This window comes from Ramlibacter sp., assembly GCF_036676645.1.
Classification (GTDB): Bacteria; Pseudomonadota; Gammaproteobacteria; order Burkholderiales; family Burkholderiaceae_C; genus Ramlibacter.
The window spans coordinates 1-23,133 of sequence record NZ_JAKFCM010000070.1 but is presented as its reverse complement, the minus strand read 5'-3'; the positions used below and the strand labels follow the sequence as shown (position 1 = coordinate 23,133).

Genomic DNA, 23,133 nt, shown 5'->3' with positions numbered 1-23,133 from the left:
GCCGGCTTTATGATTTGTCTTGGTGCCCAGGAGAGGACTCGAACCTCCACGGAGTTACCCGCTAGTACCTGAAACTAGTGCGTCTACCAATTCCGCCACCTGGGCATTTCAGGAAAGAAAAGGATTCTATATCAAAAACATCGGTTCACAACACACGCCCGGCCTGCTCGACGAAGTCGAGGGCGTCATCCAGGGACATCGTGACGGCCATGGGTACGTCCTGAGGGATGACGCAGAGACCGACATCTACCTGCCCCCCAACGAGATGCGCGCGGTGCTGCACAAGGACCGCGTCCGGGTGCGTATCGTGCGGCACGACCGCAAGGGCCGCCCGGAAGGCCGGGTAGTGGAGATCGTCGAGCGCCCGCCGCAGCCGATCATCGGCCGCCTGCTGCACGAAAGCGGCGTCTGGCTGGTCGCGCCGGAAGACAAGCGTTACGGCCAGGACGTCCTCATCCCCAAGGGAGCGACCGGCGCGGCCAAGCCGGGGCAGGTGGTGGTGGTGGAGCTCACCGAGCCGCCCAGCCTGTACGGCCAGCCCGTCGGCCGGGTCAAGGAGGTGCTGGGCGAGATCGACGACCCCGGCATGGAGATCGAGATCGCGGTGCGCAAGTACGGTGTGCCGCACGAGTTCTCCGAGCCCTGCATCGCCATGGCCCGGGTGCTGCCCGACAAGGTGCGCCCGGCCGACCGCAAGCACCGCGTGGACCTGACCGATGTCCCGCTGGTCACCATCGACGGCGAGGACGCGCGCGACTTCGACGACGCGGTCTATTGCGAGCCGGCCAAGGTCGGCCGCGGCAAGGGCTGGCGCCTGCTGGTGGCGATCGCCGACGTCAGCCACTACGTGGAGACCGGCAGCGCCATCGACGTCGACGCCTACGACCGGGCCACCAGCGTCTACTTCCCGCGCCGGGTGATCCCGATGCTGCCGGAGAAGCTGTCCAACGGGCTGTGCTCGCTCAATCCGGAGGTCGACCGCCTGTGCATGGTGGCCGACATGCTGATCACGGCCGCCGGCGAGATCCAGGCCTACCAGTTCTACCCGGGCGTGATGTGGAGCCATGCCCGCCTGACCTATACCGAGGTGGCGGCCATCCTGGCCAACACCCGCGGCCCCGAGGCGCAGCGGCGCAAGGACCGGGTGCCGGACCTGATCAACCTGCACGACGTCTACCGGGCCCTGCTCAAGGCGCGCGAGATGCGCGGCGCGGTGGATTTCGAGACCACCGAGACCCAGATCATCTGCGACGAGGGCGGCCGCATCGAGAAGATCGTCCCGCGCACCCGCACCGACGCGCACCGCCTGATCGAGGAGGCGATGCTGGCCGCCAACGTGTGCGCCGCCGACTTCATCCAGCAGGGCAAGCACCCCGGGCTGTACCGCGTGCACGAGGGCCCCACGCCGGAGAAGAAGGAGATCCTGCGCAACTACCTCAAGGCCATGGGGGTGGGCATCTCCCTCTCCGAGGAGCCGATGCCGGTGGAGTTCCAGCGCATCGCCGAGGCGACCAAGGACCGCCCCGATGCGCAGCAGATCCACACCATGCTGCTGCGGTCCATGCAGCAGGCGATCTACACGCCGATCAACAGCGGCCACTTCGGGCTGGCCTACGATGCCTACACCCACTTCACCAGCCCGATCCGGCGCTACCCGGACCTGCTGGTGCATCGCGTGATCAAGGCCCTGCTGTCCAGCCGGCACTACGCCTTGCCGGCGCTGCCGACACCGGGCGAGGCGCACGAGAAGCTGGCGCGTCGACTGGCCACTCGCGTGGCGCCGCCCGGCCAGAAGCCGAAGAAGCCGGCCCCGACCAGCCGCGAGACCCAGGCCTGGGAAGCCGCCGGGCTGCACTGCAGTGCCAACGAGCGCCGTGCCGACGAGGCCAGCCGCGACGTCGAGGCCTGGCTCAAGTGCAAGTACATGCGCGAGCACCTGGGCGAGGAGTTCGGCGGCGTCGTCAGCGCCGCCACCACCTTCGGCATCTTCGTCACGCTGGATGCGCTGTACGTCGAGGGGCTGGTGCACATCACCGAGCTGGGCGGCGAGTACTTCAAGTTCGACGAGGCGCGGCAGGAGCTGCGCGGCGAGCGCACCGGCATCCGCTATGCCATCGGCACGCGGGTGCGGGTGCAGGTCAGCCGGGTCGACCTGGACGGCCGCAAGATCGACTTCCGCCTGGTGCGCGAAGGCGAGGACCTGGAGTCGCGTGCCATGCGCGACAAGGGCGCCGGGGGCGGCTCGCCGGGTGCGACCGGCTTGCGGCGCGCGGCCCGGAAGACCGGCAAGGGCGCGCCGGTGAGCAACGTCAAGGAAGCGGTGAAGAAGGCGGTGGCGGCCAAGGCCAAGGGGCGCAAGCCGCGGCACTGACCATGGCGTGCCGCCGTCGCCAGGGCGCCACCGGTCAGGGAGCCAGGCGGGCGCCGGCCAGGGCGCCGGCCGTGAGCGGCCGATCGGCCGGCCAGCGGTCGGCCAGCAGCCCGTGCCGGTACACGGCGGCGCTCGCCGGCTGGGCGGCATCGCCCTCCGCCGCGGCCAGGCCCGCCGCCAGCATGCCGGCCAGTACATCGCCGGTGCCGCCGGTGGCCAGGCGCGCATTGCCGGTCGGGTTGATGCGGGGCAGGGCGCCCGGGGCGGCGACCACCGTCCCCGATCCCTTGAGCACCACCACACAGCCGAAGCGCTGCGCCAGTTCGCCCGCGCTGCGCAGCCGGTCGGCCTGTACCCGGGTGGTGTCGGCGCCCAGCAGGCGAGCCGCTTCCAGCGGATGCGGACTCAGCACCGTCGGCTGGCCTCGGGCGGCGCGCTTGCACAGTTCCTGCTGTAGCGCGGGGTCGGCCGCCACGGCATTCAGCCCGTCGGCGTCCAGCACCAGCGACCGGGCGCGGGCCAGCACCGTGGGCAAGGCGGCGGCGACGGCCGTTCCGCCGCCGCAGCCGCAGGCGACGGCCAGGGTTTCCAGCGGCAGGCTGCCCCAGTCGCGCACCATCAGCTCCGGCAGGCCGGGCACCAGCGCACCGGCGCGTTCGTCCAGGGGGCAGAGGAACACGCGGCCGGCGCCGGCCGAGAGCGCTGCGTGCGCGGCCAGCACGGCCGCACCGCCCATGCCGGGGGCCCCGCCGACCACCGCCACGTCGCCGTAGCTGCCCTTGTGGCTCGCGTGCGGCCGTGCCTGCCGCCGCGGTGGGCCGGCCAGTCCGGCGCAGGCGGAGCCGGCTGGCGCCGGCACCTGCAGGTCGTCGAACCACACCTGTCCGGACGCGTCGCGTCCGCGCGCCGTGAACAGGCCCGGCTTGAGCGTGAGCAGGCAAAGGGTGTGGTCGGCCCGCACGCCGTCGCCCTGGCCGGTGTCCGCGGCCAGGCCGCTCGGGACGTCCACCGCGAGCACGAGGCCGCGGCCGGCGGCGATCCGTCCGGCCGTGTCGGCGACCGCGCCCTGCAGCGGGCGCGCGGCGCCGATGCCCAGCAAGGCGTCGATGCACAGGTCCCATTCGGCCGGCGGCGGCGAGACCAGCGGCAGCCCGGCCGCGCGGCCCTTCTGCCAGGCGGCTGCGGCGTCCGGCGGGAAGCGGTCCGGATCGCCGGCGATCGTCACGGCCACGGACTTCCCCCAGTGCTGCAGGTGGACCGCGGCCTCCAGCCCGTCGCCGCCGTTGTTGCCGGGGCCGCAGGCGACCCAGATCCGGCGCGCATGCGGCGCGATGGCCAGCGCGAGCCGCGCGGTCGCCAGTCCCGCCCGCTGCATCAGCGTGTGGGCGGGCAGCGTGGCCGCCGCCTGCTGCTCGATGCGGCGCGTGGCGGCGACGTCGTGCAGCCACCAGGGGCGATCGGCCGTGACCTTCAGCATGGGGCCGATTGTGCGGCCCCGGCGCCGTCAGGCCGTCAAGCGCTCGATGCCCAGGCCTTCGAGATCCAGCAGCGGCGCGCGGCCCGCCATCAGGTCGGCGACCACGCGGGCGCTGCCGCAGGCCAGCGCCCAGCCGCTGGAGCCATGGCCCAGGTTCAGCCACACGCCCGGCGCGCCCGAGGCCCCGAGCACCGGCGGGCCGTCGGGCAGCATGGGGCACGCGCCCTTCCATTCCTGCACGGCCGCGCCCTTGTTGGAGAGCTGCGCGGCGCCCGGGAACCAGTCGTGCAGCACCTTGTACAGCGTCTGCAGCGCCTCCGGGCGCTTGTGCTGCGGCCTGCCGCCGATCTCGGCGCTGCCGGCCACGCGCACGCGCCGGCCGAGGCGCGTGATCGCCACCTTGAAGCGCTCGTCCATCACCGCGCTGCGCGGCGCATGGAGCGATTCGCGGATCGGTGCGCTGATCGAGTAGCCGTAGACCGGCGCCATGCGGATGCGAAAGCCCAGCGGCCGCAGCAGCGCCGCCGATTCCAGGCCGCCGCAGACCACCACCGAATCGAAGGTGTCGGCGCGCGGGGCGGCGTCGCCCTGCTGCACCTGCAGCGTGGTCGGCGCGGCCCGATCCAGCGGCAGCACCGTGGTGTTGAACTCGAAGCGGGCGCCGGCGGCCCGCGCCGCGTCCTTGACCAGCAGCGCGAACTGCCGGCAGTTGCCGGCCTCGTCCTCGGGCAGCTGGACCGCCCCCAGGAAGTCGGTGTCCGGGTTCAGCGCAGGCTCGACGGCACGGGCGGCCGCCGCATCGATTTCGCGAAAGGTCACGCCGGCTTCGCGCAGGACCTGCAGGCCGGGCTGCACCATGCGCCGGTCCTTCTCCGAGCGCAGCAGCACCAGGTAGCCCGGGCTGCGGTCGTAGTCGAGCTGCAGCGAGTCGGTCAGCCAGTGCAGGCGCTCGCGGCTGTAGAAGGCCAGCCGCTGGAGCCGGGCGCGGTTGGCCAGGTAGGTGTCGAGCCGGCAGGCCCGCCACCAGTGCCACATCCAGCCCAGCTCGCCGGCCGAGACCGGCCAGGTGAGCTTGACCGGCGCATGCCGGCTGAACAGGGACCGCAGCACCTTGGCCGGCATGCCGGGCGCGGCCCAGGGCGCGACAGAGCCGGGCGCCACCACGCCGGCATTGGCGAAGCTGGTCTCTTCGGCCGCGGCGCCGCGGCGCTCGAAGACGACGACCTGGTGGCCGTCGGCGGCCAGCTCGTACGCGGTGGTGACGCCGACGATGCCGGCGCCGATGACGGCGACTTTCAAGGGATTCCCCGGGCCCGGCCTCAGCCCTGCCGCAGGGGTTGCAGCGCGGCCTCGGCGACGAGCCCGGCATCCAGCACGGTGTCGTCGCGCAGCGGCCCGTGCCAGAGCATCAGCCCGACGGGCAGGCTGCCGGGCGCATGGCAGGGCAGCGACAGCGCGCAGCCGTCCAGCATGTTGACCACGCTGGTGTTGCGCAGCAGGAGCGCGTTGCAGCGGAAGAAGGCCTCGTCGCGCTCGGCCCCGGGCGCGAGCCCGGCGATCGGCGGCGCCACGGTGGGAACGGTGGGCGACAGCACCGCATCGAAGCCCTGCAGGGCCGCCTCGACCCGGCGGATCCAGTCGGCGCGGTGGCGCACCAGGTCCAGGTATTCCCAGGCCTTCATGCCGGCGCCGCGCTCGATCCGCGTGCGCACCCGCGGGTCATAGCCGTCGCCGCGCCGCTGCAGCAACTCGCGGTGCCAGGCGTAGCTCTCGGCGGCCGAAAAGCCGCCCGTGGCCTGGATCGTGCCGAGGTCGTGGATGGCGTCGAGCGCGATCTCCTCGATGCGTGCGCCGGCATCGCGCAGGGCGCGCAGCGCGGCCTCGAACGACTGGGCCACGGTCACGTCCATGCCGTCCAGCATCTGGGTGCGCACGACGGCGAACCGGCGCGAGGCCAGCGGCTGGCGCGCCAGCGCTACCGTGCGATTGGCGAGGATCTCGTGCGCGAGCACCGCATCGCGAACGGAGCGGGTCATGGCACAGACGGTGTCCAGCGTGGTGGACAGCGGCAGGGCGCCGTCGGCCGGGGTCAGGCGCGCGGTGTTCTTGAAGCCGACGGTGCCGCACAGCGCGGCCGGGATGCGGATCGAGCCGCCGGTGTCCGAGCCCAGCCCGATGAAGGCGGCGCCGGTGGCCACCGACACGGCCGCTCCCGAGGATGAGCCGCCGGGGATGCGCGCCGTCGCCGGGTCGGCCGGGTTGGCCGGGGTGCCGTGGTGCGGGTTGATTCCGACGCCCGAGAACGCGAACTCGGTCATGTTGGTGCGCCCGACCAGGCTGGCGCCGGCCGCGCGCAGGCGTGCGACGGCCGTGCTGTCGGCGCGGGCCGGTGGCGCGTCGGCCAGTACGGCCGAGCCGGCGGCGGTGACCTGGCCCTCGACGTCGAACAGGTCCTTGACCGAGACCGGCAGGCCCGCCAGCGGCAGCGCTTGCACCCCCGGCCGGGCGGCCGCGGCGGCCTCTTCGGGCAGGGTGCGGACGAAGGCGTGGGCGCAGGCGGTCGACCGGGCGATGGCCAGCGCCCGGGCAAAGCTTTCGGCGGCGCTGCCGCGGCCGCTGCCGAGCTGCTCGCGGGTGGCGATGAGGTCGTCCATCGGGGAGGAAAAGGGAGGGCCCTGTGCTAGAATCTCGCGGTTTTGCTGGACGGCAATCGCATGGTGCGGCTGCCGCAAGACCGGCAGGACCAACTCGCGAATCCGTCCCAACCAGGTGTCGCAACGGCCGCAGGGCCTGAGCGATTGCGGGGCGGATTCTAGACCCAACCTAGGAACCCCTCATGGCAGTCTCCATGCGCGAAATGCTGGAAGCCGGCGTCCATTTCGGACACCAGACGCGCTTCTGGAACCCGAAGATGGCCCCCTACATCTTCGGCTCCCGCAACAAGATCCACATCATCAACCTGGAAAAGTCGCTTCCGATGTTCCAGGATGCGATGAAGTTCGTGAAGCAGCTGTCGGCCAACCGCGGCACCATCCTGATGGTGGGCACCAAGCGCCAGGCCCGCGAGATCGTCGCCACCGAGGCCCGCCGCGCCGGCGTGCACTTCGTCGACCAGCGCTGGCTGGGCGGCATGCTGACCAACTTCAAGACGGTCAAGACCTCGATCAAGCGCCTCAAGGACATGAAGGCGCAGCAGGAAGCCGGCCTCGAATCCATGAGCAAGAAGGAGCAGCTGATGTTCCAGCGCGAGATGGACAAGCTCGAGAAGGACATCGGCGGCATCCAGGACATGAACAGCCTGCCCGACGCCATCTTCGTGATCGACGTGGGCTTCCACAAGATCGCCGTCTCCGAGGCGAAGAAGCTCGGCATCCCGCTGGTCGGCGTGGTCGACTCCAACCACTCGCCCGAGGGCATCGACTACGTGATCCCCGGCAACGACGACTCGGCCAAGGCCGTGCAGCTGTATGCCCGCGGCATCGCCGACGCCGTGCTGGAGGGGCGCTCCAGCGCCGTGTCCGAAGTGGCGCGCGCCGTCTCCGAAGGCGGCGACGAGTTCGTCGAAGTCGAGGAAGGCGCCGGCGCGTAAGGCGCGCGACCCCCGCACCGTGGAAGGGGCTCTCGGGCCCCTTTTTACCGCCCGAATACTGAAAGGACAGCAATGGCAGCAATCACCGCAAGCATGGTCGCCGAACTGCGCGCCAAGACCGACGCCCCGATGATGGAGTGCAAGAAGGCGCTCACCGAGGCCGACGGCAACATGGAAAAGGCCGAGGAGCTGCTGCGCGTCAAGCTCGGCAACAAGGCCGGCAAGGCCGCGGCCCGCATCACCGCCGAAGGCGTCGTCGCCGCCAGCATCGAGGGCACGACCGGCGCGCTCATCGAGGTCAACTGCGAAACCGACTTCGTCACCAAGAACGACAGCTTCATCGCCATGGCCCGCGCGGCGGCGGAGCTGGTCGCGAAGCACGACCCGGCCGACGTGGCCGCGCTGGGCGCGCTGCCCCACAGCCAGGACGGCTTCGGTCCCACGCTGGAAGACGTGCGCAAGGGCCTGATCGGCAAGATCGGCGAGAACATGAGCTTCCGCCGCTTCAAGCGCCTTGCCGGCGGCAGCAAGCTCGCTTCGTACCTGCACGGCACCCGCATCGGCGTGGTGGTGGAGTACGAGGGCGACGACGTGGCGGCCAAGGACGTGGCCATGCACGTGGCGGCGATGAAGCCGGTGGCGCTGGCCTCCAGCGACGTGCCGGCCGAACTGATCGACAAGGAGCGCAGCGTCGCCACCGCCAAGGCCGCCGAATCCGGCAAGCCGGCCGACATCGCCGCCCGGATGATCGAGGGCTCGGTGCAGAAGTACCTCAAGGAGGTGTCGCTCTTCAACCAGCCGTTCGTCAAGAACGACAAGCAGACGGTGGAGCAGATGCTCAAGGCCGCCGGCACCACGGTGAAGGGCTTCACCCTGTACGTGGTGGGCGAGGGCATCGAGAAGAAGTCCGACGACTTCGCCGCCGAAGTCGCCGCCCAGGTCGCCGCCGCCAAGGGCGCCTGACCCGGCCCGCCGCGCGCGGCGCCAGACCCGCGCGCGGCCCCGCACCGCTACACTCGATTGCTCGCCACACCCGGAGTCCCTGAATGACCGCAGCCCCCGCCCACAAGCGCATCCTGCTCAAGCTGTCCGGAGAAGCGCTGATGGGGGACGACCCGTTCGGCATCAACCGCGCCACCATCGTGCGCATGGTCGAGGAGATCGCCGAGGTGGTGAACAGCGGGGTGCAGGTGGCGGTGGTCATCGGCGGCGGCAACATCTTCCGCGGCGTCGCCGGCGGCTCGGTCGGGATGGACCGCGCCACCGCCGACTACATGGGCATGCTGGCCACGGTGATGAACGCGCTGGCGCTGGCCGACACCATGAACAAGCAGGGGCTGGTGGCGCGCGTGATGTCGGCCATCGCCATCGAGCAGGTGGTCGAACCCTACGTGCGGCCCAAGGCCCTGCAGTACCTGGAAGAGGGCAAGGTGGTGATCTTCGCGGCCGGCACCGGCAACCCCTTCTTCACCACCGACACCGCCGCGGCCCTGCGCGGCGCCGAGATCGGCGCCGAACTGGTCCTCAAGGCCACCAAGGTCGACGGCGTCTATTCGGCCGATCCCAAGAAGGACCCGTCCGCCACGCGCTACGGCCGGATCACTTTCGACGAGGCGATGTCGCGCAACCTGGGCATCATGGACGCCACCGCCTTCGCCTTGTGCCGCGACCAGAAGCTGCCCATCAAGGTTTTCTCCATCTTCAAGCACGGCGCGCTGCGCCGCGCCGTGATGGGCGAGGACGAGGGCACGCTGGTGTGCGCCTGACGAACCGGAGGAAAACGCCATGACGACCATCGCCGAGACCAAGAAGACGACCGAAGCCAAGATGGACCAGTCCATCGCGGCCTTCAAGACCAACCTGACCAAGATCCGCACCGGCCGCGCCAACCCCGGCCTGCTGGACACGGTGCACGTCGACTACTACGGCTCCATGCTGCCGATCAGCCAGGTGGCCAACGTCTCGCTGCTGGATGCCCGCACCATCAGCGTGCAGCCCTGGGAAAAGGGCATGGGCGCCAAGATCGAGAAGGCCATCCGCGAGAGCGACCTGGGCCTGAACCCGGCCTCCATGGGCGACCTGATCCGGGTGCCCATGCCGCCCATGAGCGAAGAGCGCCGCAAGGAAATGACCAAGCTGGTGCGCCACGAAGGCGAGGCCGCCAAGATCGCCATCCGCAACCTGCGCCGCGACGCCAACAACGCCGTGCAGAAGCTGGTCAAGGACAAGCTCGCCTCCGAGGACGAGCAGAAGCGCGCCGAGGCCGACATCCAGAAGACGACCGACCGCCACGTGGCCGAGATCGACAGGATGGTCGAGTCCAAGGAGCAGGAGATCCTGGCGGTCTGACCGTGAGCGCCGTTCCCCACCACATCGCCATCGTCATGGACGGCAACGGGCGCTGGGCCACCCGGCGCTGCCTGCCGCGCGTGGCCGGCCACAAGAAGGGCGTCGATGCCCTGCGCGCCTGCGTGCGCCACTGCGGCGAGCGGGGCGTCGGCGTGCTGACCGTGTTCGCGTTCTCGTCCGAGAACTGGAACCGCCCGCCCGAGGAGGTCTCCGGCCTGATGGAACTGCTGGCCGTCGCGCTGTCGCGCGAGGTGCCGCACCTCAAGGCGGAAGGCGTGCGCATCCACTTCGTCGGCGACCGCTCGGGCCTGTCGGAGAAGGTGCGCGCCGGGCTCGCACAGGCCGAGGCCGCGACCGCGGCCAACAGCCGCCTGGTCTTCAACATCTGCTTCAGTTACGGCGGCCGATGGGACATCGCGCAGGCGGCGGCGGGGCTGGCCGCGCGCGGCGAGCCCATCACCGAGCAGTCGCTGGACCGTGCGATGGCACTGGCCCACGTACCCGATCCCGACCTGCTGATCCGCACCGGCGGCGAGCAGCGGCTTTCCAACTTCCTGCTCTGGCAGGCGGCCTATTCCGAGCTGTACTTCACCGACAAGCTCTGGCCCGAATTCAGCGCCGCCGAACTGGACGCGGCCATCGCCGATTACGCCCGCCGCGAGCGGCGCTTCGGCCGAACCTCCCAGCAACTGCAGCAGCCGGCTCCGCGCAAGGCTGCCTGAGCGCCATGCTCAAGCAGCGCGTCATCACGGCCGTCGTCCTGCTGGCCATCCTGCTGCCGGCGCTGTTCTGGCCGACGCCCTGGCCGTTCGCCGTGCTGATGCTGCTGCTGATCGCGGCCGGCGCCTGGGAGTTCGCCCGCCTCAACGGTTGCAGCGAAGCCGCCGCCGTTTCGCTGGGCGCGCTGTGCGCGGCCTTCTGCGCCGCCGCCTGGGGCGCGGGCTGGCTGGACCGGCCCCTGCCGCTGGTGTGGGCCGCGGCCGGGGGCGCCTGGGTGCTGGCCGGTGCGGGACTGTTGCGCGCCGGCGTGCGCGGCTGGCCGGGCATCCCCCGCGCCGTCCGGCTGGCCGGCGGGCTGCTGGCCCTGTGCCTGGCCTGGCTGGCGGTGGTGCAGGCGCGCATCATCGGGATCAATTACCTGCTGTCCGTGCTGCTGCTGGTGTGGGTGGCCGACATTGCCGCCTACTTTGCCGGCCGCGCGTTCGGCCTGAAGTTCTCGCGCAACAAGCTCGCCCCGGCGATCAGCCCCGGCAAGAGCTGGGAAGGCGTCTGGGGCGGGATGGCCGGCGTGCTGGTGCTGGCCTACGCCTGGGTTGCCGGCGACGCCTACTGGCAGGCGCAGGTGCCCAGCCTCTACAGCCGCCTGGCGGCCGCGGGCGCCTGGCTCGTGGTGCCGGGCGCGCTCTTCCTCGTCGCCATGAGCGTGGTGGGCGACCTGGTCGAATCGCTGGTCAAGCGCAGTGCCGGCGCGAAGGACTCCAGCGGGCTGCTGCCCGGCCACGGCGGCGTGCTCGACCGCGTCGATGCGCTGCTGCCCACGCTTCCCCTTGCCATGATGCTGTCGACCTACGCCCGCCCATGACCCGCCAGCGCCTTGCCATCCTGGGCTGCACCGGCTCGATCGGCGCCAACACGCTGGACGTGGTCGCGCGCCATCCCGACCGGTACGAAGTCGTGGTGCTCAGCGCCGGCTCGCGGGTGGAGCCGATGCTGGCGCAGTGCGCGCGGTTCCGCCCGCGCTTTGCCGTCATGGCCCACGAAGGCGCGGCACGCGAACTGGCGGCGCGCGTGGAGGCCGAGCGCCTGCCCGTGGCGGTGCTCGGAGGCGACGCCGCGCTCGACGAACTGGTGGTGCGCGGGGACGTGGACACGGTGATGGCGGCCATCGTCGGCGCCGCCGGCCTGTCGTCCTGCCTGGCGGCGGCGCGTGCCGGCAAGCGCCTGCTGCTGGCCAACAAGGAAGCGCTGGTCGTCGGCGGGGAGCTGTTCCTGCAGGCCGTTCGCGACGGCGGCGCCACCCTGCTGCCGATCGACAGCGAGCACTCCGCCATCTTCCAGTCGCTGCCGGAGGACCCGGCGACCTGGCCGCAGCGCGTCGACAAGATCATCCTGACGGCCTCCGGCGGCCCGTTCCGCCGGCGCGCGGTGCCGACCCTGCGCGAGGTCACGCCGGAGCAGGCGTGTGCGCACCCGAACTGGGTGATGGGGCGCAAGATCTCGGTCGACTCGGCCACCATGATGAACAAGGCGCTGGAGGTGATCGAGGCGCGCTACCTGTTCGGGTTGCCGCCCGAGCGGCTCCAGGTGGTGATCCATCCGCAGAGCGTGATCCACTCCATGGTCCAGTACCGCGACCATTCGGTGGTGGCCCAGCTCGGCACGCCCGACATGCGCGTGCCCATCGCCTACGGGCTGGCCTGGCCGGAGCGCATCGCCTCGGGCGCCGACCCGCTGGACTTCACGGCGCTGGCCGACATGAGCTTCGAATCGCTCGACAGCCATGGCCACCGCGAACGCTTCCCGGGGCTGCAGCTGGCCTGGGATGCGCTGCGCGCGCCGGCCGGCACCACGGCCGTGCTGAACGCGGCCAACGAGGAGGCGGTCGCCGCCTTCCTGGACCGCCGCATCCGCTTCGACCAGATCCATGCCGTGAACCTTGCAACTTTGGAGCGCGTGCAGCCCTCCAAGCCGCAGGCGCTGGCCGACCTGCTGGCGCTGGACGCGGGCGCACGGCTGGCTGCGCGCGCCGCCATCGCGAAGTTCGGCTGAGCCCGGGAGCCGCCGCCATGCTGACCACCGTCGTCGCCTTCATCGTCGCCCTGGGCCTGCTGGTGGCCATCCACGAATGGGGCCACTACCGGGTGGCCGTGGCCTGCGGCGTCAAGGTGCTGCGCTTCTCGGTCGGCTTCGGGCACACGCTGTACCGCTGGAAGCCGCGCCGGCAGCGGCGCGGGCAGGACACCGAGTTCGTGATCGCCGCGTTCCCGCTGGGCGGCTACGTGAAGATGCTGGACGAGCGCGAAGGGCCGGTCGCCCCGCACGAGCGCCACCTGGCCTTCAACACCCAGCCGCTGCGCTCGCGCGCGATGATCGTCGCCGCCGGGCCGCTGGCCAACCTGCTGCTGGCGGTGCTGCTGTATGCCGGCATCAACTGGTGGGGCGTGCAGGAGCCGCGGCCCGTGCTGGCATCGCCGGTGGCCGGTTCGGTGGCGCAGCAGGCCGGCCTGCAAGGCGGCGAAACGGTCACGCGCGCCGGGTTCGAGGGCGCCGGGATGGAGCCGGTCCGCTCGTTCGAGGAGCTGCGCTGGCTGCTCACCCGCGGTGCGCTCGATGCGCGCGACGTCCGCCTGGCCGTCACGGAGGAAGGGCGCGCCGGCGAGCGCGAGGTGCAGCTGCCGCTGAGCGGCATCGCATCGCCCGATGCCGATGCGCAGCTGTTCCGGCGCATCGGCCTGCTGGGGCCGCTCACCCGACCGGTGATCGGCGACGTGGTCGCCGGGGGCGCGGCCGCGCAGGCCGGCCTGCGCAAGGGCGACCTGGTGCTGCGCGTGGGCGGCACGCCGGTGGTCGACGGCCAGCAGCTGCGCGAATGGATCCGGGCGCAGGCGGCCGACGGCGCCCCGCCGGCCCGCACCTGGCGCGTCGAGCGCGAGGGCCGCGTGCTCGAACTGGACGTGGCGCCGCAGGTCGTGAACGAAGGCGAGCGCCGCATCGGCCGCATCGGCGCCTTCGTGGGCGCGGCACCGGAGATGGTGGAAGTGCGCTACGGACCGATCGAGGGCCTGTGGCGCGGCGCCGTGCGCACCTGGGAGGTATCGGTGCTCACCGTGCGCATGCTGGGGCGCATGGTGATCGGCGAGGCCTCGCTGAAGAACCTGAGCGGGCCGCTGACGATCGCCGACTACGCGGGCAAGTCCGCCAGCCTGGGACTGCTGCAGTACGTGGCCTTCCTGGCCATGATCAGCGTGAGCCTCGGGGTGCTCAACCTGCTGCCTCTCCCGGTCCTCGATGGGGGGCACCTGATGTATTATCTTTGGGAGGCGGCCACGGGGCGGAGCGTCCCGGACGCGTGGATGGAGAGGCTGCAGCGCGGCGGGGTGGCGGTGCTTCTGGTGATGATGACCATCGCACTGTTCAACGACGTCACGCGTCTCTTCGGTTGAACGACAAGCGGCCTGCAGCGGCCAGCCCCGGAGGACGGCGGGGCCACCAGGACTCAATGAAGAATCAATTCAAGCGCATGCGCGCGCGCGCCGTCACGGGCCTGGTCGCCGCCGCATTTGCCGCCCACGCCTGGGCGGTCGATCCCTTCACCGTGCGGGACATCCGCGTCGAGGGGCTGCAGCGCGTGGAACCGGGCACGGTCTTCGCCTCGCTGCCGTTCCGCGTGGGCGACCAGTACACCGACGAGAAGGGCTCGGCCGCGATCCGGTCGCTGTTCGGGCTGGGGCTGTTCAAGGACGTGCGGCTCGAGGTCTCGGGCGACGTGCTGGTGGTGATCGTGGAAGAACGCCCCACGGTCGCCGGCGTCGACTTCGTCGGCGAGAAGGAGTTCGACCAGGACACCCTGAAGAAGGCCCTGCGCGAGATCGGCCTGACCGAGGGCCGCCCCTACGACCAGGCGCTGGTCGACCGGGCCGAGCAGGAACTGCGCCGCCAGTACATCAACCGCAGCCTGTACGGCGCCGAGGTGGTGACCACCGTCACGCCGATCGAGCGCAACCGCGTCAACCTGACCTTCAGCATCACCGAGGGCGATCCGGCGCGCATCAAGGACATCCGCATCGTCGGCAACAGGGCCTTCGGCGAGGGCACGCTCAAGGGCCTGTTCGACCTGGACACCGGCGGCTGGCTGTCCTGGTACACCAAGTCCGACCGCTACTCGCGCGCCAAGCTCAATGCCGACCTGGAGAGCCTGCGCTCCTACTACCTGAACCGCGGCTTCCTGGAGTTCCGCATCGACTCCACCCAGGTCGCCATCTCGCCGGACAAGCAGGACATCACGATCACGGTCAACGTGACCGAGGGCGAGCGCTTCGTGGTCAGCGGCGTCAGGCTCGAGGGCAACTACCTCGGCCGCGAGGAGGAGTTCAAGAGCCTGGTCCGGATCCGCGCCGGCGAACCCTACAACGCCGAGCAGGTGGCCGAGACCACCCGCCAGTTCAGCGACTACTTCGGCAATTTCGGCTACGCCTTCGCCAGCGTGGAGGCCCGCCCCGAGATCGACCGCGAGAAGAACCTGGTGGCCTTCACCATCGTCTCGGAGCCCTCGCGGCGCGCCTACGTGCGCCGCATCAACATCTCGGGCAACAACCGTACCCGCGACGAAGTGATCCGGCGCGAGTTCCGCCAGTTCGAGTCGAGCTGGTACGACGCCGAAAAGATCAAGCTCTCGCGCGACCGCGTCGACCGGCTCGGGTTCTTCCGCGAGATCAACGTCGAGACCGCCGACGTCCCCGGCGCGCCCGACCAGGTCGACCTGAACATCTCGGTGGTCGAGAAGCCCACCGGCAGCCTGCAGCTGTCGGCCGGCTTCTCCAGCGCCGAGAAGCTCGGGCTGGGCTTTTCCATCAAGCAGGAAAACGCCTTCGGCTCCGGCCAGTACCTGGCGGTGGAGCTGAACACCAGCAAGTACAACCGCACGATCGCCTTCACCTCGGTCGATCCGTACTTCACCCGCGACGGGATCTCGCGCACGGTCGACGTCTACCACCGCAACTCCAAGCCGTACGAGGAGCAGGGCGGCAACTACTCGCTGGCCACCACCGGCGCCAGCCTGCGCTTCGGCGTTCCCTTCAGCGAGTTCGACACGGTCTACTTCGGGCTGGGCCTGGAGCGCGCCGAGATCCGCCCGGGCACCAACATCCCGGCGGCCTACCTGGCCTACGCGGCGCGCGCGGGACTCACCAGCTACAACGTGCCGCTGACCATCGGCTGGTCGCGCGACGACCGCGACAGCGCCATTGCGCCCACCGAGGGGCGGCTGCAGCGGCTGAACGGCGAGGCGAGCCTGTTCGCCGACGGGCGCTACCTGCGCGGCAGCTACCAGTACCAGCACTACATCCCGCTGAACAAGCAGTTCACCGTGGCCTTCAACGGCGAACTGGGCTGGGGCAAGGGGCTGGGCGGGCGCCCGTTCCCGGTGCTCAAGAACTTCTACTCGGGCGGCCTGGGCTCGGTGCGCGGCTTCGAGCAGGGCACGCTGGGGCCGCGCGACGTCACGGGAGCCAGCATCGGCGGCTCGCGCAAGGTCACCCTCAATGGCGAGCTGTTCACGCCCTTCCCGGGCGCCGGCAACGACCGCACCCTGCGGCTGTTCGGCTTCGTGGACGTCGGCAACGTGTACGGCGAGAACGAGAAGGTGGATTTCGGCCAGATGCGCGCGTCGGTCGGTGCCGGGGTGTCCTGGCTCTCGCCGATCGGCCCGCTGCGGCTGGCGATCGCGCAGCCGGTGCGCAAGTTCGCCGGAGATAGAATCCAGCGCATTCAATTCCAGATCGGAACCGCCTTCTGATGAAGTATCTGAGCCGTCCCTCGCTGTGGGCGCTGGTGTGCGCCCTGGCCCTCGCCGCGCCCGCCTTCGCGCAGGAATTCAAGGTCGGTTTCGTCAACACCGACCGCATCTTCCGCGAAGCCAACACCGCCAAGCAGGCGCAAGCCAAGCTGGAACAGGAGTTCTCGCGCCGCGAGAAGGAACTGGCCGAGTTGGGCAACTCGCTCAAGAGCCTGTCCGAGCGCTACGAGCGCGAGGCGCCGACCCTGTCGGAGAGCCAGCGCCAGCAGCGCCAGAAGCAGCTGATCGACCAGGACCGCGAGTTCCAGCGCAAGCGCCGCGAGTACCAGGAAGACCTGAACGCGCGCAAGAACGAAGAGTTGCAGTCGGTCCTCGAGCGCGCCAACCGCGTGGTCAAGCAGGTCGCCGAGCAGGAGAAGTACGACCTGATCCTGCAGGAAGCGGTCTACATCAACCCCAAGCACGACATCACCGAGAAGGTGATCAAGGCGCTCAACGCCGCCAAGTGAGGCCCGCGTGCGGCTTCGTCTGGGCGACATCGTGGGTTCGCTCGGCGGCGAGTTGCACGGCGACCCTGCGATCGGCATCGAGGGGCTGGCACCGCTCGAATCGGCCGGCCCGGCCCAGCTGAGCTTCCTGAGCAATCCGCGCTACGGACAGCAGCTCGCGGCCTCGAAGGCGGCCTGCGTCATCGTCGGCCCCGCCATGGCAGAGCCTGCGCTGGGCCGCGGCGCGGCCATCGTGGCCGACGATCCCTACCTCTATTTCGCACGGGTCACGCAGCTGTGGAAGTCGCGCTCGGCCCCGCCGCAGGGGCCCGCGGTGCACCCCAGCGCCGTGGTCGACCCGCAAGCCGAGGTCGATCCCGGCGCCCGCATCGGGCCGCTGTGCGTGGTCGAGCGCGGCGCCCGCATCGGTGCCGGCACGGTGCTCAAGTCGCGCGTGACCGTGGGCGAGGGCTGCGTCATCGGCGCACGCTGCATCCTGCACCCGGGCGTGGTGATCGGCGCCGACGGCTTCGGCTTCGCACCGCGCGGCGGCGAATGGGAGAAGATCGAGCAGCTCGGCGCCGTGCGCATCGGCGACGACGTGGAGATCGGCGCCAACACCTGCATCGACCGCGGCGCGCTGGCCGACACCGTGATCGAGGACGGCGTCAAGCTGGACAACCTGATCCAGGTCGGCCACAACGTGCGCATCGGCCGCCACACCGCCATCGCGGGCTGTGCCGGCATCGCCGGCAGCGCCACGATTGGCGCCCACTGCACCATAGGCGGCAGCGCCGGCATCCTGGGCCACCTGGTCATCGCCGACCATGTGCACATCTCTTCCTTCTCGCTGGTCACGCGCTCCATCCTCAAGCCCGGCCATTACACGGGCGTGTTCCCCATCGACGAGAATGCCGCCTGGGAGAAGAACGCGGCCTCGCTCAAGCAGCTGGCCGCCCTGCGCGATCGCGTGCGCGCCCTCGAGAAGAAGTCATGAAACTGGACATCCACCAGATCCTCAAGCAGCTGCCCCACCGCTATCCCATCCTGCTGGTCGACCGCGTCGAGTCGATCGAGCTGGGCAAGAGCATCCGCGCCATCAAGAACGTCACGATCAACGAGCCCTTCTTCACCGGCCACTTCCCGCAGCGCCCGGTGATGCCGGGCGTGCTGATGCTCGAAGCCATGGCGCAGGCCGCCGCGCTGCTGTCCTTCGCCACCATGGGCATCACGCTCGACGACAAGAGCGTCTACTACTTCGCCGGCATCGACGGCGCCCGTTTCAAGCGGCCGGTCGAGCCGGGCGACCAGCTGGTGATGGACGTCACGCTGGAGCGGGCCAAGTCCGGCATCTACAAGTTCAAGGGCGTCGCCCGCGTGGGGGAGGAGGTCGCCTGCGAGGCCGAGCTGATGTGCACCATGCGCGCGGTGGCGTGAGCATGGCCATCCACCCGACGGCCATCGTCGATCCGCGCGCGCAGGTCGACGCCAGCGCGAGCATAGGGCCGTATTCGGTGATCGGCCCCGAGGTGAAGATCGGCGCGCGCACCACGGTGGGCGCCCATGCGGTGATCGAAGGCCGCACCACCATCGGCGAGGACAACCGCATCTTCCACTTCGTCGCGCTCGGCGGCATCCCGCAGGACAAGAAGTACGCCGGCGAACCGTGCGAACTGGTGATCGGCGACCGCAACACCATCCGCGAGTTCAGCACCTTCAACATCGGCTCGCCCGGCGGCGGCGGCGCCACCCGCGTGGGCAACGACAACTGGCTGATGGCCTACGTGCACCTGGCGCACGACTGCGTGGTCGGCAACCACACCATCTTCGCCAACAACTCGCAGCTGGCCGGGCACGTGGAGGTGGGCGACTGGGCCATCCTGGGCGGCTTCACCGTGGTGCACCAGTTCGTGCGCATCGGCGCCCACGCCATGACGGCCATGTGCTCGCTGCTGTTCGCCGACCAGCCTCCCTTCGTGATGAGCCAGGGTCAGCCGGCGCAGGCGCGCTCCATGAACTACGAGGGGTTGCGCCGGCGCGGCTTCTCCGCCGAACGCATCGCCGCGGTCAAGGCCATGCACAAGGCGCTGTACCGCGACGGCCTGACGCTGGAGCAGGCCCGCGAGCGCCTGGCCGCCCTGGCGAGCGAGGCGCCCTCCGCGGCCGCCGACGTGCAGCTGATGGAGGACTTCCTGGTTCGCGTGTCGCCGCAGCGCGGCATCGTGCGGTGAGCCCACCCGGCCCGCCGCCGCAGCAGGCCGGGTCGTCGACCGACCCTTGCATCGCGATGGTGGCCGGCGAGGCGTCGGGCGACCTGCTGGCCGGCCTGCTGCTGGGCGGCCTGCGGCAACGCTGGCCGGGGTTGCAGGCAGTGGGCATCGGCGGCCCGCAGATGGCTGCCGAGGGGTTCCAGGCCTGGTGGCCGCACGACAAGCTGGCGGTGCGGGGCTACGTGGAGGTGCTGCGGCACTATCGCGAGATCGCGGGCATCCGCAGGCAGTTGCGCGAGCGGCTGCTGCGCGAGCGCCCCAGCGCCTTCGTGGGCGTGGATGCCCCCGATTTCAACCTCGACCTGGAGCTGCAGCTGCGCGAGCGCCGCGTGCGGACCGTGCACTTCGTCTGTCCCTCCATCTGGGCCTGGCGGCCGCAGCGCATCGAGAAGATCCGGCGCGCCTGCGACCACGTGCTCTGCATCTTCCCGTTCGAGCCTGCGCTGCTGGCACGGCACGGCGTGCGCGGCACCTACGTGGGCCATCCGCTGGCCGGCGTGATCCCGCTCGAGCCGGACCGCGCCGCGGCACGGGCGGAACTCGGGTTGGGCGAGGCGGACGAGGTGGTGGCCATCCTGCCCGGCAGCCGCGCCTCCGAGGTGCAGTACCTGGCGCAGCCGTTCTTCGAGGCCGCGGCGCTGCTGCGCCAGCGCCGCCCCGGGCTGCGCTTCATCGTGCCGGCGCTGCGCCCGCTGCGCCCGGCCATCGAGGCGGCGGCGCTGCGCGCCGGGCTGGCGGAAGGCCTGCAGCTGCTGGACGGCCAGTCGCACCGCGCGCTGGCCGCCTGCGACCTGACTCTCGTCGCCAGCGGAACGGCCACGCTGGAGGCGGCGCTGTTCAAGCGGCCGATGGTGATCGCCTACCGGATGAACGCGATCAGTTGGCAGCTGATGCGCCGCCAGCAGCTGCAGCCCTGGGTCGGCCTGCCCAACATCCTGGCCGGGGATTTCGTGGTGCCCGAGTTGTTGCAGCGCGACGCCAACCCCGAGGCCCTGTCGCGCGCGGTCTTGGACTGGCTCGCGGCACCTGCCAGAATGGCGGCCGTGCGGGAACAGTTCACCGTGTTGCACCACCAGTTGCGGCGCGACACGGCCCGCCTGGCGACCGATGCGATCGAGAAAGTCATCGAAGGGTGAGCAGGGCCATCTGGCCTGGGATCCGCTCGGCCTGATGGCCGGCGTGGACGAGGCCGGGCGCGGACCGCTGGCGGGGCCGGTGGTGGCGGCGGCGGTGATCCTGGACGACAGCCGGCGCATCCGCGGGCTGGCCGACTCCAAGGTGCTCACCGCACTGCAGCGCGAGCGCCTGTACGACCAGATCATGGACAAGGCCCTGTGCTGCTCGATCGCGCAGGCCAGCGTCCAGGAGATCGACAGCCTCAACATCTACCACGCCACCCTGCTGGCGATGAAGCGCGCCGTCGAGGGATTGCGCCTGAAGCCGGCGAAGGTGCTGGTGGACGGCAACGCGCTGCCGCGCATCGACGTGCTGGCCGAGGCCATCGTCGGCGGCGATGCCAAGGTGAAGTCGATTTCGGCGGCGTCCATCCTGGCCAAGGTCCACCGCGACCGCCTCCTCGCGCAACTGCACGAGGAGTTCCCGCAGTACGGCTTCGCCTCGCACAAGGGCTACAGCACGCGCGAGCACCTGCAGGCGCTGAAGGTGCATGGCGCCTGCCCGCACCACCGCAGGTTCTTCAACCCCGTGGCGGTCAGCCTGATGCTGGCGGGCAATGACGCCGAGGGCGGCGACGGGCTCGCCGCGGCGGCGTGAGCGAAGCCCCGCCTGCGGTCATCCGCTCCACGGCCAATCCGCAGTTCAAGGCGCTGCGCCTGCTGGCGCACGACAGCACCGGCTGGCGCAAGCAGGGCCGCATCTGGCTGGAGGGCGACCACCTGTGCCGGGCGGCGCTGGCGCGCGGCGTCCAGGCGCAGCTGGCCGTGTACGCCGAAACCTGCCCGGCGCAGCAGCGCCTGCCGGCACCCCGCACCCTGGTCTTCGCCGATCCGCTGTTCGCGGCGCTCAGCAGCCTGGAGTCGCCGGCCCGCATGGGCTTCGTGCTGGACCTGCCGGCGGCACCGCCGTTCGATCCCGCGGCGGCCACCGTGGTGCTGGACCGCGTGCAGGACGCCGGCAACGTGGGTGCCATCCTTCGCAGCGCTGCGGCGTTCGGGTTCCGCCAGGTGGTGGCGCAGAAGGGCACCGCCGCCCTGTGGTCGCCCAAGGTGCTGCGCGCCGGCATGGGCGCGCACTTCGCGCTGGACCTGTTCGACGCTGCCGATCCTGCGCTGCTGCAGGCGCTCGCGGTGCCGCTGCTGGCGACCAGCTCGCACGAAGGCGAACTGCTGCACCGGGCGGCGCTGCCGTGGCCTTGCGCCTGGGTGTTCGGGCACGAAGGGCAGGGGGTGTCGGCCGACGTAGGCGCGCGCGCGTCCGCCCACCTGCGCATTGCGCAGCCCGGCGGTGAAGAGTCGCTGAACGTCGCTGCCGCGGCCGCCATCTGCCTGCACGCCAGCGCCGCCGCCCAACTGGGCTGATGCCCCGGAAAGCCGCTTCCACTGCAGGAAATGCAGCACGCGGGCTATAATTGGAGGCTTTCCCGCAAACCCGTACGCCTAGCGCAGCCGAAGCTCCTCCCCTGAACAAAAGCAACACCGGAACCGAAGTTCCGGCTGTCGTTTGGGCGTACCGTCACCATCCGGAGAACCCAGTGCTTTTGTCTCAACAGGGAGCTCGCCCTGCCGCCCTCCTGGCGCTCGCGGACGGTACGGTCTTTCCTGGCACTTCCATCGGCGCCGCCGGCACCGCCACCGGCGAGGTCGTGTTCAACACGGCCATGACCGGCTACCAGGAAATCCTCACCGACCCCAGCTACGCGCGGCAGATCGTCACCCTGACCTACCCGCACATCGGCAACTACGGCGTCAACGAAGAGGACGTCGAAGCGGCCCGGGTGCATGCCGCCGGCCTCGTCATCCGCGACCTGCCGCTGGTCGCTTCCAACTTCCGCTCGCACCTGACGCTGTCCGAGTACCTGCAGCGCGAGAACACCGTCGGCATCGCGGACATCGATACGCGCAAGCTCACCCGCCTGCTGCGCAGCAAGGGCGCCCAGAACGGCTGCCTGATGGCACTGCCGGCAGGGCAGGAGATCACGCCCGAGATCGTCGAGAAGGCCGTTGCGATAGCGCGCCGCGCGCCCGCCATGAACGGCCAGGACCTGGCCCAGGTCGTCACGGCGGGCCAGCCCTATGGCTGGGAGCAGACCGAATGGCAGCTGGGCACCGGCTACGGCCGGCTGGAAAAGCCCAGGTACCACGTCGTCGCCTTCGACTACGGCGTCAAGAAGAACATCCTGCGCATGCTCGCCGAGCGCGGCTGCAAGGTCACGGTGGTTCCCGCGAAGACGACTGCGGCGGAGATCCGCAAGCTCGATCCCGACGGCGTGTTCCTGTCCAACGGCCCGGGCGACCCCGAGCCCTGCGACTACGCCATCGAATCCACGCGCGAACTGATCGAGGCCGGCTACCCCACCTTCGGCATCTGCCTGGGCCACCAGATCATGGCGCTGGCCTCGGGCGCGAAGACCTACAAGATGAAGTTCGGCCACCACGGCGCCAACCATCCGGTCAAGGACCTGGACGACGGCCGGGTGTCCATCACCAGCCAGAACCACGGTTTCGCGGTGGACGAGAAGTCGCTGCCCGCCAACGTGCGCCCCACCCACGTGTCGCTGTTCGACGGCACGCTGCAGGGATTCGAGCGCACCGACAGGCCGGCGTTCTGCTTCCAGGGCCATCCAGAAGCGTCGCCTGGCCCCCACGACATCGGCTACCTGTTCGACAAGTTCACCCGGCTGATGGACGAGAAGAAGAAGTAAGACATGCCCAAGCGTTCCGACATCCGTTCCATCCTCATCATCGGCGCCGGCCCCATCGTCATCGGCCAGGCCTGCGAGTTCGACTACTCCGGCGTGCAGGCCTGCAAGGCGCTGCGCGAGGAGGGCTACAAGGTCATCCTGATCAACTCCAACCCGGCGACGATCATGACCGACCCGGCCACGGCCGACGTCACC

At 70.6% G+C, this 23,133-nt stretch carries 22 protein-coding genes and 1 tRNA gene; 19 read left to right on the top strand and 4 right to left on the bottom strand.

Translation table 11 applies throughout. The features are described 5' to 3' along the window. Positions 1–20: 20 nt before the first annotated feature. A tRNA-Leu gene (locus V6M57_RS10585) sits at positions 21–105 on the bottom strand. 58 nt (positions 106–163) lie between these two features. Between V6M57_RS10585 and rnr the strand changes: the two genes are divergently transcribed. After that, positions 164–2,371 carry a ribonuclease R gene (gene rnr / locus V6M57_RS10580; RefSeq protein ID WP_442968814.1) on the top strand — a complete coding sequence of 736 codons (2,208 nt, stop codon included), beginning with the start codon at positions 164–166 and terminating at the stop codon, positions 2,369–2,371. A gap of 34 nt (positions 2,372–2,405) precedes the next feature. Here rnr and V6M57_RS10575 read toward each other — a convergent pair whose 3' ends face one another. Genes V6M57_RS10575 through V6M57_RS10565 form a run of 3 tightly spaced genes read right to left on the bottom strand, consistent with a single transcriptional unit; the run spans position 2,406 to position 6,502 of the window. Next, positions 2,406–3,848: an NAD(P)H-hydrate dehydratase gene (locus V6M57_RS10575; protein ID WP_332814952.1), complete on the bottom strand. Its 1,443-nt coding sequence runs from the start codon at positions 3,846–3,848 to the stop codon at positions 2,406–2,408. Between the two features lie 27 nt (positions 3,849–3,875). Continuing rightward, positions 3,876–5,147: a D-amino acid dehydrogenase gene (locus V6M57_RS10570; protein ID WP_332814951.1), complete on the bottom strand. Its 1,272-nt coding sequence runs from the start codon at positions 5,145–5,147 to the stop codon at positions 3,876–3,878. Between the two features lie 20 nt (positions 5,148–5,167). Next, positions 5,168–6,502, bottom strand: coding sequence for an amidase (locus V6M57_RS10565; RefSeq protein ID WP_332814950.1), 1,335 nt, complete (start codon positions 6,500–6,502; stop codon positions 5,168–5,170). A 182-nt stretch (positions 6,503–6,684) separates the two neighbouring features. Between V6M57_RS10565 and rpsB the strand changes: the two genes are divergently transcribed. From rpsB to V6M57_RS10475, 18 genes are all read left to right on the top strand, one after another. Further along, positions 6,685–7,437 (top strand): 30S ribosomal protein S2, encoded by a 753-nt coding sequence (gene rpsB / locus V6M57_RS10560; protein ID WP_332814949.1) that lies wholly within the window; start codon positions 6,685–6,687, stop codon positions 7,435–7,437. Between the two features lie 72 nt (positions 7,438–7,509). Further along, positions 7,510–8,400, top strand: a complete 891-nt coding sequence (tsf, locus tag V6M57_RS10555) for a translation elongation factor Ts (RefSeq protein WP_332814948.1) — start codon at positions 7,510–7,512, stop codon at positions 8,398–8,400. A gap of 83 nt (positions 8,401–8,483) precedes the next feature. After that, entirely contained in the window at positions 8,484–9,203 is a 720-nt protein-coding gene (gene pyrH, locus V6M57_RS10550; protein WP_332814947.1) for a UMP kinase, read from the top strand. A 19-nt stretch (positions 9,204–9,222) separates the two neighbouring features. Continuing rightward, positions 9,223–9,786: a ribosome recycling factor gene (frr, locus tag V6M57_RS10545; RefSeq protein ID WP_332814946.1), complete on the top strand. Its 564-nt coding sequence runs from the start codon at positions 9,223–9,225 to the stop codon at positions 9,784–9,786. Further along, positions 9,783–10,508, top strand: coding sequence for a polyprenyl diphosphate synthase (gene uppS / locus V6M57_RS10540; protein ID WP_332814980.1), 726 nt, complete (start codon positions 9,783–9,785; stop codon positions 10,506–10,508). Before frr ends, uppS begins: the two co-directional genes overlap by 4 nt. 5 nt (positions 10,509–10,513) lie before the next feature. Then, positions 10,514–11,368, top strand: a complete 855-nt coding sequence (locus V6M57_RS10535) for a phosphatidate cytidylyltransferase (RefSeq protein ID WP_332814945.1) — start codon at positions 10,514–10,516, stop codon at positions 11,366–11,368. After that, a complete protein-coding gene (gene dxr, locus V6M57_RS10530; RefSeq protein WP_332814944.1) occupies positions 11,365–12,555 on the top strand; it encodes a 1-deoxy-D-xylulose-5-phosphate reductoisomerase in 1,191 nt (396 codons plus the stop codon). The genes V6M57_RS10535 and dxr overlap by 4 nt, the downstream gene beginning before the upstream one ends. A gap of 17 nt (positions 12,556–12,572) precedes the next feature. Beyond that, a complete protein-coding gene (rseP, locus tag V6M57_RS10525; RefSeq protein ID WP_332814943.1) occupies positions 12,573–13,949 on the top strand; it encodes an RIP metalloprotease RseP in 1,377 nt (458 codons plus the stop codon). 56 nt (positions 13,950–14,005) lie between these two features. After that, positions 14,006–16,300, top strand: a complete 2,295-nt coding sequence (gene bamA, locus V6M57_RS10520) for an outer membrane protein assembly factor BamA (RefSeq protein ID WP_442968812.1) — start codon at positions 14,006–14,008, stop codon at positions 16,298–16,300. Beyond that, positions 16,300–16,809 (top strand): OmpH family outer membrane protein, encoded by a 510-nt coding sequence (locus V6M57_RS10515; RefSeq protein ID WP_332814942.1) that lies wholly within the window; start codon positions 16,300–16,302, stop codon positions 16,807–16,809. Before bamA ends, V6M57_RS10515 begins: the two co-directional genes overlap by 1 nt. A gap of 7 nt (positions 16,810–16,816) precedes the next feature. After that, the gene (gene lpxD, locus V6M57_RS10510; RefSeq protein ID WP_332814941.1) at positions 16,817–17,785 is read left to right on the top strand and encodes a UDP-3-O-(3-hydroxymyristoyl)glucosamine N-acyltransferase; all 969 of its coding nucleotides are present in this window, start codon (positions 16,817–16,819) and stop codon (positions 17,783–17,785) included. Next, the gene (fabZ, locus tag V6M57_RS10505) at positions 17,782–18,225 is read left to right on the top strand and encodes a 3-hydroxyacyl-ACP dehydratase FabZ (protein WP_332814940.1); all 444 of its coding nucleotides are present in this window, start codon (positions 17,782–17,784) and stop codon (positions 18,223–18,225) included. The genes lpxD and fabZ overlap by 4 nt, the downstream gene beginning before the upstream one ends. 2 nt (positions 18,226–18,227) lie before the next feature. Beyond that, positions 18,228–19,019, top strand: coding sequence for an acyl-ACP--UDP-N-acetylglucosamine O-acyltransferase (gene lpxA / locus V6M57_RS10500; protein ID WP_332814939.1), 792 nt, complete (start codon positions 18,228–18,230; stop codon positions 19,017–19,019). A gap of 56 nt (positions 19,020–19,075) precedes the next feature. Continuing rightward, complete coding sequence (gene lpxB / locus V6M57_RS10495; protein WP_442968813.1) at positions 19,076–20,194, top strand: lipid-A-disaccharide synthase; 1,119 nt, start codon at positions 19,076–19,078, stop codon at positions 20,192–20,194. Next, the gene (gene rnhB / locus V6M57_RS10490; protein ID WP_332814937.1) at positions 20,166–20,831 is read left to right on the top strand and encodes a ribonuclease HII; all 666 of its coding nucleotides are present in this window, start codon (positions 20,166–20,168) and stop codon (positions 20,829–20,831) included. Before lpxB ends, rnhB begins: the two co-directional genes overlap by 29 nt. Continuing rightward, positions 20,828–21,595, top strand: coding sequence for a TrmH family RNA methyltransferase (locus V6M57_RS10485; protein WP_332814936.1), 768 nt, complete (start codon positions 20,828–20,830; stop codon positions 21,593–21,595). The genes rnhB and V6M57_RS10485 overlap by 4 nt, the downstream gene beginning before the upstream one ends. A 173-nt stretch (positions 21,596–21,768) precedes the next feature. After that, positions 21,769–22,938 (top strand): glutamine-hydrolyzing carbamoyl-phosphate synthase small subunit, encoded by a 1,170-nt coding sequence (gene carA / locus V6M57_RS10480; protein WP_332814935.1) that lies wholly within the window; start codon positions 21,769–21,771, stop codon positions 22,936–22,938. Between the two features lie 3 nt (positions 22,939–22,941). Further along, on the top strand, positions 22,942–23,133 hold a 192-nt coding region (locus tag V6M57_RS10475), incomplete at its 3' end, for a carbamoyl phosphate synthase preATP-grasp domain-containing protein (protein ID WP_332814934.1).

Coding starts and splice junctions, on each gene's coding strand:
- rnhB (WP_332814937.1), top strand. CDS start 20,166: ATGCGATCGAGAAAGTCATCGAAGGGTGAGCAGGGCCATCTGGCCTGG.
- V6M57_RS10565 (WP_332814950.1), bottom strand. CDS start 6,502: ATGGACGACCTCATCGCCACCCGCGAGCAGCTCGGCAGCGGCCGCGGC.
- V6M57_RS10535 (WP_332814945.1), top strand. CDS start 10,514: ATGCTCAAGCAGCGCGTCATCACGGCCGTCGTCCTGCTGGCCATCCTG.
- V6M57_RS10515 (WP_332814942.1), top strand. CDS start 16,300: ATGAAGTATCTGAGCCGTCCCTCGCTGTGGGCGCTGGTGTGCGCCCTG.
- lpxB (WP_442968813.1), top strand. CDS start 19,076: ATGGTGGCCGGCGAGGCGTCGGGCGACCTGCTGGCCGGCCTGCTGCTG.
- rseP (WP_332814943.1), top strand. CDS start 12,573: ATGCTGACCACCGTCGTCGCCTTCATCGTCGCCCTGGGCCTGCTGGTG.
- bamA (WP_442968812.1), top strand. CDS start 14,006: ATGAAGAATCAATTCAAGCGCATGCGCGCGCGCGCCGTCACGGGCCTG.
- dxr (WP_332814944.1), top strand. CDS start 11,365: ATGACCCGCCAGCGCCTTGCCATCCTGGGCTGCACCGGCTCGATCGGC.
- rpsB (WP_332814949.1), top strand. CDS start 6,685: ATGGCAGTCTCCATGCGCGAAATGCTGGAAGCCGGCGTCCATTTCGGA.
- V6M57_RS10575 (WP_332814952.1), bottom strand. CDS start 3,848: ATGCTGAAGGTCACGGCCGATCGCCCCTGGTGGCTGCACGACGTCGCC.
- lpxA (WP_332814939.1), top strand. CDS start 18,228: ATGGCCATCCACCCGACGGCCATCGTCGATCCGCGCGCGCAGGTCGAC.
- frr (WP_332814946.1), top strand. CDS start 9,223: ATGACGACCATCGCCGAGACCAAGAAGACGACCGAAGCCAAGATGGAC.
- pyrH (WP_332814947.1), top strand. CDS start 8,484: ATGACCGCAGCCCCCGCCCACAAGCGCATCCTGCTCAAGCTGTCCGGA.
- fabZ (WP_332814940.1), top strand. CDS start 17,782: ATGAAACTGGACATCCACCAGATCCTCAAGCAGCTGCCCCACCGCTAT.
- tsf (WP_332814948.1), top strand. CDS start 7,510: ATGGCAGCAATCACCGCAAGCATGGTCGCCGAACTGCGCGCCAAGACC.